General features: G+C 53.2%; 10 protein-coding genes. 6 read left to right on the forward strand and 4 right to left on the reverse strand.

The annotated features are described in order from the left end of the window. Positions 1–61: 61 nt before the first annotated feature. Entirely contained in the window at positions 62–1309 is a 1248-nt protein-coding gene (locus ACRRUX_RS07425; protein WP_432528741.1) for a dicarboxylate/amino acid:cation symporter, read from the reverse strand. A 251-nt stretch (positions 1310–1560) separates the two neighbouring features. Between ACRRUX_RS07425 and ACRRUX_RS07430 the strand changes: the two genes are divergently transcribed. The 5 genes from ACRRUX_RS07430 to ACRRUX_RS07450 all read left to right on the forward strand — a co-directional run bounded on the left by ACRRUX_RS07430 (position 1561) and on the right by ACRRUX_RS07450 (position 8185). Next, positions 1561–1983 carry a YqaA family protein gene (locus tag ACRRUX_RS07430; protein ID WP_432528743.1) on the forward strand — a complete coding sequence of 141 codons (423 nt, stop codon included), beginning with the start codon at positions 1561–1563 and terminating at the stop codon, positions 1981–1983. Between the two features lie 213 nt (positions 1984–2196). Further along, positions 2197–5025, forward strand: a complete 2829-nt coding sequence (locus ACRRUX_RS07435) for a M16 family metallopeptidase (RefSeq protein ID WP_432528745.1) — start codon at positions 2197–2199, stop codon at positions 5023–5025. Positions 5026–5304: 279 nt separating this feature from the next. Next, entirely contained in the window at positions 5305–6903 is a 1599-nt protein-coding gene (gshA, locus tag ACRRUX_RS07440; protein ID WP_432528747.1) for a glutamate--cysteine ligase, read from the forward strand. Positions 6904–6905: 2 nt separating this feature from the next. Then, a complete protein-coding gene (locus tag ACRRUX_RS07445) occupies positions 6906–7379 on the forward strand; it encodes a hypothetical protein (protein ID WP_432528775.1) in 474 nt (157 codons plus the stop codon). 188 nt (positions 7380–7567) lie between these two features. After that, a complete protein-coding gene (locus tag ACRRUX_RS07450; RefSeq protein WP_432528749.1) occupies positions 7568–8185 on the forward strand; it encodes a hypothetical protein in 618 nt (205 codons plus the stop codon). Between the two features lie 275 nt (positions 8186–8460). Here ACRRUX_RS07450 and ACRRUX_RS07455 read toward each other — a convergent pair whose 3' ends face one another. The 3 genes from ACRRUX_RS07455 to purE all read right to left on the reverse strand — a co-directional run bounded on the left by ACRRUX_RS07455 (position 8461) and on the right by purE (position 11454). Continuing rightward, positions 8461–9699: a sensor domain-containing diguanylate cyclase gene (locus ACRRUX_RS07455; RefSeq protein WP_432528751.1), complete on the reverse strand. Its 1239-nt coding sequence runs from the start codon at positions 9697–9699 to the stop codon at positions 8461–8463. 165 nt (positions 9700–9864) lie between these two features. Then, positions 9865–10959, reverse strand: coding sequence for a 5-(carboxyamino)imidazole ribonucleotide synthase (gene purK, locus ACRRUX_RS07460; RefSeq protein ID WP_432528753.1), 1095 nt, complete (start codon positions 10957–10959; stop codon positions 9865–9867). Between the two features lie 3 nt (positions 10960–10962). Next, the gene (gene purE / locus ACRRUX_RS07465) at positions 10963–11454 is read right to left on the reverse strand and encodes a 5-(carboxyamino)imidazole ribonucleotide mutase (RefSeq protein ID WP_432528755.1); all 492 of its coding nucleotides are present in this window, start codon (positions 11452–11454) and stop codon (positions 10963–10965) included. Positions 11455–12461: 1007 nt separating this feature from the next. Here purE and ACRRUX_RS07470 point away from each other — a divergent pair. Further along, a complete protein-coding gene (locus tag ACRRUX_RS07470; RefSeq protein WP_432528757.1) occupies positions 12462–13964 on the forward strand; it encodes a GIY-YIG nuclease family protein in 1503 nt (500 codons plus the stop codon). Positions 13965–14496 lie beyond the last annotated feature (532 nt).

Raw genomic sequence — 14496 nt, forward strand, 5'->3', positions numbered from 1 at the left:
TGAGTTGTGAACACAAAAAAAGCGCCCGCGGGCGCTTTTTTACATTCTGATGGAACCAGGATCAGGCACTGGCTGTCTGGCTGGCGTCTTCTTTACTGTTGAACTGGATTTCGTCCAGCTGACCTTCTGATTTACCCACGACCACCGCCGTCATCATATCGCCGGTGACATTAGTGCAGGTACGGATCATATCAATTACCCGGTCGATGGCGGCGATAAAGGCAATGCCTTCCAGTGGCAGGCCCACTGCGCCCAGCGTTACCGTCAGCATCACCATGGCGCTGCCCGGCACGCCGGCGGTGCCAACGGAAGCCACAGTGGCGGTCACGGCAATCAATACATAGTCAGTAAAATCCAGCGGAATACCATAAATCTGCGCGATGAAGATAGCGGCAATGGCCGGATAGATACCGCCACAGCCATCCATGTTCATGGTTGCACCCATCGGCAGCACAAAGGCGCTGTACTGTTTGGAGACTCCCATGGCATCGGTGCAGCGGGTGGTGGCAGGCAGGGTGCCAAAGCTGGAAGCCGTGGTGAAGGCTATCAGCTGGGCCGGCATTGCCTTGCGGAAAAACTGCAGCGGGCTGAGTTTGGCCAGAAATTTTACAAAGCCGCCATAGACAAACACCATGTGGATGATTGCAGCCAGGTAGATGGCACCGATGAATTTGCTCAGGGGTAACAGGGTTTCCAGTCCATACTTGCCGATCACCCAGGCCATCAAGCCAAACACCCCGATTGGAGTCAGTTTTAACACCATACGGGTTAACTGAAACATTACCTCGGCACCTGCCTGGATGGTATTCTTGAGCGGATCAGCCTTTTGGCCCACGGTGTTGATGGCGATGCCCACCAGTGCGGCGAACACGATAATCTGCAGCACTTTACCTTCGGCCAGTGAGGCAAAGGGATTTACCGGCACCATGTCCAGCAGCACCTGAGCAAAACCGGGCACATTGCGCTCGCGCACTTCCGTGGTGGCAAGCTCCATACTGCCGCCCATGTCGATCATTGAGCCCACGGCCAGACCTATCAGCGAGGCTATGGTGCCGGTCAGCATAAACATGCCCAGGGTTTTGATGCTCAGGCGCCTGAGATTGGCACTGTTACCCAGAGAGGTGATACTGACCACAATGGCGCAGAATACCAGAGGTGCAACCAGCATCTTGATGGCGGCGATAAACAGGTCACCCAAAGGCTTCAGGGCAGCGGCCTGTGGGCCAAAGATTAAACCGACGATTGCGCCCAGCGCAAAGCCCGCCAGTACTTGTTGCCAAAATGGAATACGTTTAATTATTTGGATCATATCAGGTTCACTTCCAGCTTAAGGTTTTGTCGTCAAAGACGACAGGCAGAGGCGGACAGCGCCATCCACAAAGCAACAAGGTGTTACTCAACCCGGAGTCTTACAAGGTTTTCAGCATTGTATAGATAGTCTGAGATGGGAAACAAATCGTTTTTAATATAACTTATTGTAATAAGTGAGTTTGTTTTGATTATGTTAATGACAGTCAGTTCGATGCCAAGTGGTATGTTTTTTAGGCAGGTTGCATATTGATGGAAAGCCTGTGGTTGATGTTCAGCGGTGCTTTTCTCGCCGCCACCCTGTTGCCCGGCGGCTCAGAAGTTTTGCTGGCTGCGTTGCTGGCCAACACACCAACAGACTGGCTGGCGCTGTGGCTGGCGGCGTCGGTCGGCAATACTCTGGGGTCCCTGACCAGTTTTGCTTTGGGGTGGTTTGGGCGAATGGCGAAAACTCCGGAGCAGCTTGCCAGTTCACGCTATCAAAGGTCGCTGCGACTGGTGCAAAAATACGGGGTGTGGAGTTTATTGCTGGCCTGGGCGCCGGTTATCGGCGATCTGTTGTGCGTGCTGGCCGGCTGGCTGAGATTGCCGTTGCTGCCTTCTGTTGTACTGTTCTTTGTCGGCAAGACACTGCGCTATCTGCTTGTTACTGCGGCGGTCTTACATTGGAGCTAACAATTTTTTGGTTGTTGTGACCAAAACCCGTGATTTAGTATCCTTGGCGTCGGGTGACAAGCCGCCACCTGCGCCGCGTCTCGCTCTTTTTCTGGCCACAGTCAGACGCGGACGGGAATCAACAGACGATGTTTTATCCTCATCACGGAAGTGAGCCGGAACCTCGGGGCCTGCGCCCTGTCTCAGGGAATGAAGAGCAAGAAGGAGAAATCAGTGAAGCGATTGATATTGGCTGCAGCAGTTTCTGCAGCACTGGCGGGTTGTGCCGCCGATACCCAAACCAGCCGTTTGCCTGCGGGCGTTAAGCTGATTGAGTCCAGCGTGGAGCAGTCACAGGGGATCAGCATTCCCTACAAGAAATATCAGCTGGCCAATGGCCTGACGGTAGTGCTGCACGAAGACAAATCAGATCCGCTGGTGCATGTGGATGTCACTTACCATGTTGGCTCAGCCCGCGAAGTGCCGGGCAAGAGCGGCTTCGCCCACCTGTTTGAACATATGATGTTCCAGGGATCACAGAATGTCGCCGATGAAGAACACTTCAAGATAGTCACTGAAGCCGGTGGCAGTCTGAACGGCACCACTAACTCCGACAGAACCAACTATTTTGAGACGGTACCCAGCAATCAGCTGGAAAAAATGCTGTGGCTGGAGTCCGATCGCATGGGCTATTTCCTGCCGGCGCTGACTGCACAAAAATTTGAGATTCAGCGCGAGACCGTGAAAAACGAGCGGGCCCAGCGGGTCGACAATCGTCCTTACGGGCGCATGAATGAGCGTTTTTCCGAAGCTTTCTATCCCAAGGGACACCCTTATTCCTGGCCGGTTATCGGTTGGCCGGAGGATCTCGAGCGGGCTGATGTCGATGACGTCCGTGCCTTCTTCAGCCGCTGGTATGGTCCCAACAATGCGACCCTGACCATAGGCGGCAACTTTGATGAGGCCCAAACTCTGGCGTGGGTGAATAAGTACTTCGGCGATATTCCCCGTGGTCCGGAAGTGAAGGATATGCCCAGGACGCCGGTCACTCTGGACAAGACCCGTTATATCTCGATGGAGGATGCGGTACATCTGCCGCTTATCCGCATCGGTTTCCCCACTGTGTATGCCCGTCATCAGGACGAAGCGGCGCTGGATCTGCTCTCCAGTATTCTGGGTGGTGGGCAGACCTCGCTGATGTACAAAAATCTGGTGAAAGATGGCTATGCTGTGCAGGCCGGCGTGAGCCATCCCTGTCAGGAGCTGTCCTGTCAGATGTCTATCTATGCGCTGGCCAATCCCGCCAAAGGTGGCTCGCTTGCCGATATCGAAAAACGGATCAACGAGTCCATCGCCGAGTTTGAAACCCGCGGCGTGACCGACGAAGATCTGCAAAAGGCCAAGGTGCAGTTTGAGGCCGATACCATTTTCGGGTTGCAGAGTGTGCGCGGAAAAGTCTCCAAGCTGGCCTATAACCAGACCTTCTTTGACAATCCCGACATCATTGCTGAGGATCTCAAGCGTTACTCCAGCGTGACCAAAGCCGATGTGATGCGGGTGTTTAATGAGTACATCAAAGGCAAACCGGCAGTGGTAATGAGTGTGGTGCCCAAGGGACAGACTCAGCTAATCGCCCATGCCGATAATTTTACGCCGCAACGGCAAACGCCTGTGGTGACCGATGATACGGTCAAGGTTGCTGACGCGGCTGTGTCCAGTTTCGATCGCTCCGTGCGACCATCGGCCACCGATGCACCTGTGATGACAGTGCCTGCCCTGTGGCGTGGTGAACTGGCCAATGGCATCGAGGTCATGGGCACTGAAAGCGATGAAACCCCTACGGTTGAGCTGCTGGTCTATCTCAACGGCGGTCACGCTCTGGAGCCGGTGAGCAAGGCTGGTCTGGCATCCCTGACTGCCGCCATGATGAATGAATCCTCTGCCAAACGCAGCTCAGAAGAACTGACTCAGGCGCTGGAAATGCTTGGTTCTCAGGTCAGTTTCGGTGCCAGCGGTAACCAGAGTTATATCAAATTGTCCGCCCTGACCGACAAGTTGCCCCAGACCATGGCGATTCTGCAGGAAAAATTGTTTGAGCCAGGGTTTACCGAAGCGGATTTTGAGCGTCTCAAGCAGCAACAGTTGCAGGGGTTGCAGCATCAGCTCAACGAGCCGGATTATCTGGCCCGCACCGCGTTTGCCAAACTTATGTATGGCGCCGATAACGCCAAAGGAGTCAGTGCTGAAGGTACACTGGAAACCGTCAGTGGCCTGACACTGGACGACGTCAAAGCCTTCTACGAAGAGCAATATCGGGCAGGTAACGCCCAGATTGTGGTGGTCTCCAACCTCAAAGAGGAAGAAATCCTGCCGCAGCTGGCGCCTTTGGCCAAATGGCAGGGCAAGGCCACACCTGAGCCGGCGTCCCGGCCACTGCCCAAACTGGAAGGCGGCACCATTTACATATTGGATAAGCCGGGCGCTGCGCAGTCTGTGATTATGATAGGCAAGCGGGCCCTGCCATTTGATGCCACCGGCGATTACTTCAAGGCCGATTTGATGAATTATCCACTGGGCGGCGCATTCAACAGCCGGATTAACCTGAACCTGCGGGAAGACAAAGGCTATACCTATGGCGCTCGGACCTTCTTCAATGGCGATAAGGATTCCGGTACCTTTGTGGCCTATGCCAATGTGCGCAGTGACGTTACGGATAAGTCACTGGTGGAGTTTATCCGCGAGCTGGAGCAGTACCGCACACAGGGCATCACCGGGGATGAGCTGGCATTTATGCGCAGTTCTGTGTCCCAGAGCAAGGCACTGGACTATGAAACGCCCTATCAAAAGGCCGGTTTCATTCGCTCCATTCAGCATTATCAGCTGAGCCCTGACTACACCACTGAGCAGGCGAAGATCATCGACTCCATCAGCAAGGCCGAGCTGGATAAGCTGGCCGCTGAGCAGCTGGACATCAATGACATGGTGATGCTGGTAGTGGGAGACAAAGCCAGCATTGAGCCGGGTCTCAAGGCGCTTGGCTATCCGGTGAAGGTGATTCAGTAATCAGCGGTTAATGCCTAAACCATAAAAGTTTGCGCCGGGCATTGTAATCATTATCATTGCCCATATATTTCGGGAAGCGGACGTGACGTTCTTCCCCCGGACGGCGACAGTCATGCACTGTCGCCGTCTGTTTTTAGACCGCCTTACAGCGTTTTTTGCCGGTGAGAAATTTTTTACTTTTCATTTGAATGGAAATCCTTGCCGGGCGTGTCTGTTGCTTATATTTTGAAGCATTGCGCTGGTTCATGTGCACGCCTGTTTGCAGGCATAGCTGTGTCGATGGACCCCACAAAAGAGAAGGTTAACTTGAAGTCATTCAATGCGTTGCTGGATTATCTTGGCACTGATGCCGGGCGTGCCGCCCTGGCGGGGATCCACAGAGGGATAGAGCGCGAAGCGCTGCGTATAACGCCTGACGGTGTTCTGGCGGGGGATGACCATCCCAAAGCGCTGGGCAGTGCTCTGACGCACTCCCGCATTACCACGGATTACAGCGAATCCCTGCTGGAATTTATTACCCCGGTCAGTGACAGTGTCGATGACCTGCTGCAAGGACTGACCCAGACCCATGCGTTTTCACTCAAACAGTTAGGTGAGCAGCAACTGTGGCCGGTGAGCATGCCCTGCTATGTGGGTGACGAGGCGGATATCCGTATCGCCCAGTATGGCCGCTCCAATATTGGCCGCATGAAAACCCTGTACCGCAAGGGGTTAACCTATCGCTATGGCGCGCTGATGCAGATTATCTCCGGTGTGCATTTCAACTTCTCCGTGTCCGCTGAACTTTGGCAGTTGCTCTATGAGCGCAGTAGCAAGTCACTGAGTCTGCAGGATTTTATCTCCGAAGGTTACTTTGGGCTAATTCGCAATTACCGGCGCATGGTGTGGCTGCTGCCTTATCTATTTGGTGCGTCACCGGCGATTTGCCACTCCTTTGTGCAGGGGCGGGAATCGGAATTGCCGTTCAAACGTACCGCCGAAGGCACCTTGTATCTGCCGTATGCCACTTCGCTGCGGATGAGCGATTTGGGGTACACCAATCATGAGCAGGACAATCTGAATATCAGCTACAACTCCCTGGGCGAGTATTTAAATGGTATTCGCGCCGCGATCCGTATGCCGTCAGAGAAGTTCGCCCGCATCGGCGTGAAGGTGGACGGTGAGTATCGTCAGCTCAATGACAACATCCTGCAGATTGAAAATGAATTTTATGCGCCTATCCGCGCCAAGCGAGTGACCCGCAGCGGAGAGAAGCCTTCCGATGCGCTGGCCCGCGGCGGCGTGGAGTACATTGAGGTGCGGGCGCTGGATGTGAACCCTTTCAGCCCTGTGGGCATTGAGGCAAGTCAAATCCGCTTCCTGGATCTGTTTTTGCTCTACTGCCTGTTGTCGCCCTCTGCGCCCTGTGATGCCAAACAGGAGCAGGAGGTCGCAGCCAACCTCAATCAGGTGGTGCTTGATGGCCGCAACCCTGAATTGATGCTGCAGCGCAATGGCGAAGCTGTGTCTCTGAACGCCTGGGCCAGTGACATTTTCGATGCGCTGGCGCAGCTGGCAGGCCTGCTGGACAGTTCAGACAATGCTTATCATGATGCCCTGACGCAGTGGCGCGCAGCCATTGACGATCCCGGCAAAACCCTGTCCGGACGGGTGATGGCTGCTGTCAGTGCGCCGGGCATGAGCCATGGTCGCTGGGTGATGGGACTGGCCCGCGAGTATGGTCAATATCTGCGCGGCTATCCATTAACCGAGGCGCAATTGGCTGATTATCAACAGGAAGCACAGGCATCTCTGGCGCGTCAGGCCGATATCGAAGCGGCGGACAGTGTCAGCTTCGATACGTTTCTGGATGACTATTTCAGGGATATCCGCAGGTGAGTATGGCTGTCGATATCTGCTTTCGGAAATTACCGTTAATACCACATCTTCCGGGACTGAAAGCGCTTGCCACGGGCGCTTTGGGGATCAGCATTCTGGGCCTGAGCGGTTGCGCCAGCGAGGCGCCAGCGGCCGATGATTGCGGACGTCTGTCCGAATATCTGGTGCCACCGGCATCCGGGCAGCTGTACCGGGCGCTGATCACCCATATCGATGGCAAGCCGGTGATCTCCAAACCCAATTATATTCTTGCGCCCGGCCGTTATGAGCTGACTATGGTAGAGCTTATTCATGCGCCCGGCATGGACGTGCCTCTGACCGCCCGCAAGACCAAGACGCTGTCGGTCAATCTGCAGGCGGGAGAGCAGTTGCATCTGGCCGCCAAATACCGTGCTGATCGGCAGGATGAAGGCTTTTGGGAGCCGGTGATCTGGCAAACCGACAAGGCGCAGTGCCGCCTGCCCAAAGCTGAATAACCTGTCAGGGCTCGACGCGTCTGCCATGAAACCCGGGGGAAACTTCGGGTTTTTTTATGATTTCCACCAAGTTATTCAGCCACAGGTTTGCATGAACCGGTCGCCTTTGTGAAACTAATCGAAAATGCAGCCACCAATCCCAATAGTGTGAAATCAAACCACCATTTAAGCCGGAGTATGTCGACAACATGAATTGGATAATGCGGGCCCTGTTGCTGCTGGGCATTTTGCAACTGGCCGGTTGTGCCAACTCACCTCCGCGGGAGCCGGAGAATATCTGTGCCATCTTCAGTGAGCACCGGGATTGGTACGATGCTGCCAAAAATACCCGGGAGAAGTGGGGCGTGCCTGTGCATGTGCCGATGGCGATCATGTATCAGGAAAGCTCGTTCAAACACAATGCTGCGCCACCGATGGAGTACTTTCTGGGCTTTATCCCTATCGGTCGGGCCAGCAGTGCCTATGGCTATGCCCAGGCCAAAACCATCACCTGGGATGACTATACCCGGGAAACGGGTAACTCCTGGTCGAGCCGCTCTGACTTTGACGATGCCATGGATTTTATGGGCTGGTTTATCTACAAGAGCCATAAAATCAATGGCGTCAGCAAGTGGGATGCCCGCAATCAGTATCTGAATTATCACGAAGGCTGGGGTGGTTACAAACGGGGCAGCTATAAGTCCAAGAAATGGCTGATTAACGTGGCTGCCAAGGTGGATGAGCGCTCCCGTCGCTATGCCGCCCAATACAACCAGTGCAAGGAAGATCTCGACAGATCCTGGCTGTGGCGGCTGTTTTTTGGCTGAGCCGGGCTGCATTTCTGCTCGATTGCGCTGCGCCCGTCACCACAGGTATCCGGACGGGGCGTATCTGTCCGCGCTTTACACCACTGCCATCGGCGGTGGTGTTTTTTGTCTGTGAGGATGAGTGGGTAGGGCTGGTTTGCGCTGGTTTGACGGCGTCGAATCCTTTGAGCTGGCCTGAACCTGTTTCGCTGAACCGACCTGGCCCGGCAGCAGGTGCCGTACCGGGTTGAAAACCGGCGCACTGTTACCCGGCCACAACGCCTCACCTCAGGTCGTCAGCCCAGCGCCACCTGGCTCGCCGACAGGGAGGCTTTCAGCAATCGCTTTTGTGCGTACATGGCCTTGTCTGCCTGTTTAAAGGCCTTATTCCAGTTATTGATAAAAGGCGCCAGACCCGCACTGAACTGCACGGTATAACCCGCCTGCAGCGTCAGTGACTGACGGATATTTTCCAGCTCCCGCTGCACGGATGCGGCATTGCCCCGGCGCAGCGCGACAAACTCATCTCCGCCGAAACGGGCGATAGGCGTGCTGCTCCCCCACTCATCGCGCAGGGCATTGGCCAGTTTGATCAGCGCCGCATCCCCCGCCTGATGACCATAGTGGTCATTGAGTGGCTTGAGATTGTCCATGTCGATCACCACCAATTGCCAGTCTTCGCTGGATTGTTGTTGCCAGGTATGGACCAGCTTCTCGAAGTGACTGCGGTTATACAGCCCGGTCAGACAATCACGGCTGGCGAGATTGCGGATCTGGATAGACTTATGAAACAGGGTAATGGCATGACAGGCTTCATGGGTCAGTATGGTTGCCAGCGACAGATCATAGCTGCCAAAAGCATTGCGTCGGCTGCTGTCCAGATTAAGCATGCCATACAACTTGCCATCGATATAAATGGGCGACGACAACGTTGAGAGGATCGGCTTGTCGGTGGCTGAATGGATAGTTTTCAGGATGGTGGAATTCATGCCACGGCCTGCGTTGAGGGTGGTGAGATCGTTGATAATCACCGCCCGATCACACTGTCCACGGGTAAAATAGTGGGCGAATGAATTTGCCAGTGGCAGTTCAACCGTCTGCAGTGCCCGAAGATTCATGCCAATCGCCGTCTGATAGGTCAGCCGGTTGTCCTTATTCAGCAGCAGAATGCAGCCCATCTCGGCGCCGGGCACCAGGTCCACTGAGCGTCTGAGTAGTGCATCGAGAAAGTCCTGCTCATTTTCATAGTGGCTGGACATGCCCATCAGGTCATAGGTGGTTTGGTTGACCTGCACCACCTTTTCCAGATGCTGACAGATATCCTTCAGCTTGCGCTGACACACAACATAGTCCATCACCCAGCACAGAATGTATGCCAGTACAGCACAGCTCAGCAGTCCCCAGGGGGTATTTTGCGGGCCAAGCACAGACAAAAACAGGCTGACGAAGATTGCCAGTGGGGTCACCAGATAAAACAGGTGATGGCGCAGGTCGTTGTACCTGGTTTTGACGGGGTGGAGATTGTGCTTGTTCAAGAATAATCCGCTGATGAATTGGGGTGTAAAACCAGCAATTATAGCGTTGTGTGGCGTGTCGATGCAGTAGTTAAGCATGATGTGCTGCACACTTTTGGCTAAGGTAGCGGGAAAGCGGTCAAAAAAAAGCAGCGCCCGGCGCTGCTTGTTCGCAAATTAAAACGATTACTTCAACTCGTCCGCCATCCAGGACAAAGGAGCCTGATACTGCGCCGGCATCCAGCCCTGCAGCGAACTGAGCGCGCTGAGGATCTGTTGCTTGTCTGAGGCATCCAGATTCAAATGACCAACCTTGCGGCCGGGGCGCACTTCTTTGTTGTACCAGTAAAGTTCAGCGCCTGGCAGCGACAGCCAGTGATCATCACGCTCAACCCCAATCAGATTCACCATGGCGATGGGCAGGGCGGGCTTCAGCTCAGGGATCGGCAGGTGCGCCAGCGCCCGCAGGTGCAGTTCAAACTGGCTGATATGACAGCCGGCCTGGGTCCAGTGGCCTGAATTGTGTACCCGGGGGGCCAGCTCATTGACCAGCAGGTGATCGCCTACGCGGAAACACTCCATCGCCATCACGCCGACATACTCCAGCGCCGTCATGATCTTCGCCAGCATTTCCTGCGCCTGAGACTGCAGATGTTCCAGCCGATTGAGCGGACTGATGGACGCAATCAGAATGCCATCCTGATGCAGATTCAGCGCCAGCGGGTAGAAATGGCACTGACCATCGGCACTGCGACAGCCCACCAGAGAGACTTCTTCATCGAAGTTGATCGCCTGCTCGGCAATCGCCTCATGGCGCCAGTCGGCAGGAATGGCGGTGTTTTCAGTTTGTTTCAGCCAGTGCTGACCCTTGCCGTCATAGCCGCCGGTGCGGCGCTTGAGCAGTACCCGCTCGCCAAAACGGCTGTGCAACGTGGCTTCAGTGATGTCAGTGTCAACCAGTGCCCAGGGGGCAGTGGCGACGGCCAGCTCATCCAGCAGGCTCTTTTGGGTGAATCTGTCTGCCAGTCGGCCAAATACCGGACCATTGATAAAATTCGGGTGTTCGCTCAGCTGCCGGCTCAGGCTGGATTCCGGCCACTGCTCGCGCTCGGCGGTAATAATGTCATCAGCGGCCAGCGGCAGCTTTTCGTCAGTGGGTGACATAATGTCTACCGGACGCACATCCAGCGCCAGCGGCATGCCCGCGTGACGCATCATGGCACCGAGCTGGCCATCACCCAATACCCAGATCTTAGGCGTACTCATGTTTACTGAGCTCATGGGTTACTCCTCTCGCGGATCGGGGTTTTCCAGTACGCTCTGGGTCTGCTCGGCTCTGAAGGCGTCAATGCGCTGCGCCAGCGCCGGGTCGTGATTGGCCAGTATCTGACAGGCCAGCAGGCCTGCGTTGAAGGCGCCGGCAGTGCCGATCGCCAGAGTGCCGACGGCCACGCCTTTGGGCATCTGCACAATCGACAGCAGACTGTCCATGCCGGACAGCGCCTTGCTTTGCACCGGCACGCCCAGCACCGGCAGGCGGGTCTTGGAGGCAATCATGCCCGGCAGGTGGGCTGCGCCACCGGCGCCACCAATAATCACCTGAAATCCTTTGTCTGCGGCTGTTTCGGCAAAGCTCATCAGCTTATCCGGGGTGCGGTGGGCGGAGACCACTTCCACATGATAGGGGACCTGCAGCTTATCCATAATCTCAGCCGCGGCCTGCATGGTGGGCCAATCACTCTTTGATCCCATGACAACAGCTACCAAAGGTTGCATGTTCACTCCTTACTCAGGGTTTTATATGTTTTTGGGTACAGATGGTGGCATTGGTTGCAATGATAGCGTTCATCGCATGTCGCCTTGCGGTGGTGACTGCAATAACTGTGCTTATTGCATGTCACTGTGCGGTGGCGTTGGCAATGCCCTGTTGGCGCGCAATGATACCATGTTGGTGATTTGATGTTGTTTTTGGCTTGAGAATAGAGTGTACGGATTTTGAGACACTGGACGTGTCGGTCTTATTGTTGGTGCTGCGGGACATGCTGCTTGCCAGCGGGTTAAGTTGTTTCCACTTGTCGTGGGAGCAGATGAATCGCCGATCCGGCGATAGAAAGTTGTGGGTCTCCAACCCCCCCCCCCCGGGCAAAGGGGACTAGGCGGCTTCGCCCCCTTTGCAACCCCCCTGCCGCCCCAGACGGTGCCGAAAACTCCTCGAACTTATGATGAAAATAGCTATCGGCTCAGACGCTCGATTTACATCCCTGTAAATCCCCCCAGCTCGGCTATCCTGTCTCGCGCTCTTGAGCATTGCTTCGCAATAGTCGCCCATGATTCGACTGAGCCTGCTTCGACATCCATGTCGAAGCCACGCGATTTTCACCAACGTTCTTCGACTCTGGCATCCTGCTTCGTCCTACCTCCTGCATCCATGCAGTCGTCGGCGGCACCGATGGGGAATGGTTTATTCCTCCAACTCGTAAATGCCCCAAAGTTACTTTCGCTGTGCGTGGCACGGTTTGTCATCAAATATGGTACGGTTTTCGTGAGTGAAAACATTTAATGATCTATAAAATCAGTGCTTTATGACGTCTTGAAATGTAGATAACAGGCAACAGAGAGGCAGATAATGTGCTGGTACGCTTTTGCTTAAAATTTAATCTGGATTTCTATTTCTAACTTGTTGAATAATTTGTCAAAACAGCGGCGCGGCTTGCACTGGTCTGATGTGACAAACGAGCATGCACACTATACAAAGGTTATACTTCCGAAGTTTGGAGATTCTAGTGGCTAAACGAAGATTGACGGTCGATGGCGAAGTCTTTTGCAGTCTAAGTGACGCCGCTAGAAGTTATGGTTTAAATCCAAAACTAGTACAAGGAAGAATTGATGGCGGTTGGACTTTAGAGCAGTCCCTTGAGTTGGAAGATCCGCCGAAAAAAATGCCCGCCCGTCGGGTCGCTGTCAAGGTTTCACGTGAATTTGGTGGGAAAGAGTATGCGACAATAAAAGACGCAGCACTAGATCATGGCCTTGAACCAAAAATTGTGCGCTCAAGAATTAATGCGCATGGATGGAGTATTGAAGAAGCTCTAGGGCTAACTCCCAGGGAGAAAAGGAAGGCGCATAACAGGAAGCGAGTGGAGTTTTTTATAAAGGGAAAGAAATATAGTTATGAATCTATTTCAAGCGCCGCACACGCTCATGGTCTAAATGAGTTTCTGGTTTTTGGGAGGCTGAACGGTAGAGGATGGAATATAAAGCAGGCTTTAGAGCTTGTTCCACCACCTAAGCATATGAAGAGATGTTTTGGGTATCTATATCTGATTACCAACAATATTAATGGGAAAAGATACGTAGGGCAAACCATGCAAAAAATAAATGCTCGGTGGGAGGGGCATGTCAAGTACGCCAGTAAGATCAATAATCCTAGTAGGAAGTCTCTATCTGCTGCAATATTGCGATATGGCTCGGATAAATTTGAAATACAGAAAATTGATGAAGCTAGTTCTCATGATGAATTGAATAAACTAGAACGGTACTGGATTAAAACACTTAAGACAATCGCACCCGAGGGCTATAATCTCAATCGGGGGGGAAGTGGTGTGAACAGCGGTAGTCCTGTTACCGTTGAAGGAAAAAGATACTTGTCTATAGCTGATGCAGCAAGAGATTTTGGCCTTAAAGAGAGGTTGGTTTTGGATCGTCTACGATATGGTTGGGGTATAGAACAGGCCTTAGAAATCGAGAAACCGCCGAAATCGCATAAATATGCTGGCCGTGAAATTAAAATATTTCATGAAAATGAAACTAAGAAGTTCAGTTCAATAGGTGAGCTAGCGAGATATTTTAATTTGCCAGTTGCAACAGTTATGCAACGCATAGTTAAATTGAATTGGACTCCTGAACAAGCAGTTGAGTTGGTGCCTCCGAATAAATGGGTTCATCCCAGCCACGAGTTTGAGTTGGAAGTTAATGGCGAATTGATGAAGTTCCGTTCGAAATCTGAGGCTGCTAAACATTTTGGGTTCAAGCGCTGGTCAACGGTTCAAAAACGAATAGACAGAGGGTGGAGCATTAATCAGGCGATTGGTTTAGAGGTCCAACCAAAGAATAAATTTGAGAAAAAGGAAATTACCGTCAATATCGAGGGTAGGAAAGTGATATATAAGTCTCAAGAAGAAGCAGCAAGAGAACACGATATTTCTTCAAAGAAGGTTAGTGCTAGAAGGAAGCTAGGTTGGAGCTTTGAAGAAGCTTTAGAAATAGTCCCAAGAAATTTAGGATAAACTAGATAATTCGAACTAAATTGTATGAGTTATTAAATGTCTTATGCACATTGCGTTGAAAAACATAACAAAAACGTGCGGCCGACATTTTTTCCGTTCCGCCATTCATGCATTCGCTCCGCTCATTTTAGTATGAATGACTCCACTCCAAAAATGCGGATGACGTTAGGCGTTAATTCCCTCGCCCCTCAAGTAACTAATGTCCCTGAGTTAGTTACTCGGGGCTGCGGATTACACCTTATCCCCATCGGAGACGCCGAGAGGTGTTGGATGAAATGACGTGAGCGAGACATGGATGTCGAGCTAGCTTCAGTCGAATCATGGGCGACTATTGCGAAGCAATGCTCAGGAGCGTGAGGCAGGATAGCCGAGCAGGGGGGATTTACAGGGATGTAAATCGAGCGTCTGAAGCGGTAGTCAATTTCATCCATAAGCCCGAGGGGCTTTCGTCTCCGTCTGGGGCGGCAAGGGAGATGCAAGAGGGAATTGCTGTTGATCCCCTCTTGCCCCGTGTGGGTGGAACCCACGACGT

It is taken from the genome of Shewanella sp. GXUN23E, assembly GCF_050865035.1.
Lineage (GTDB): Bacteria > Pseudomonadota > Gammaproteobacteria > Enterobacterales > Shewanellaceae > Shewanella.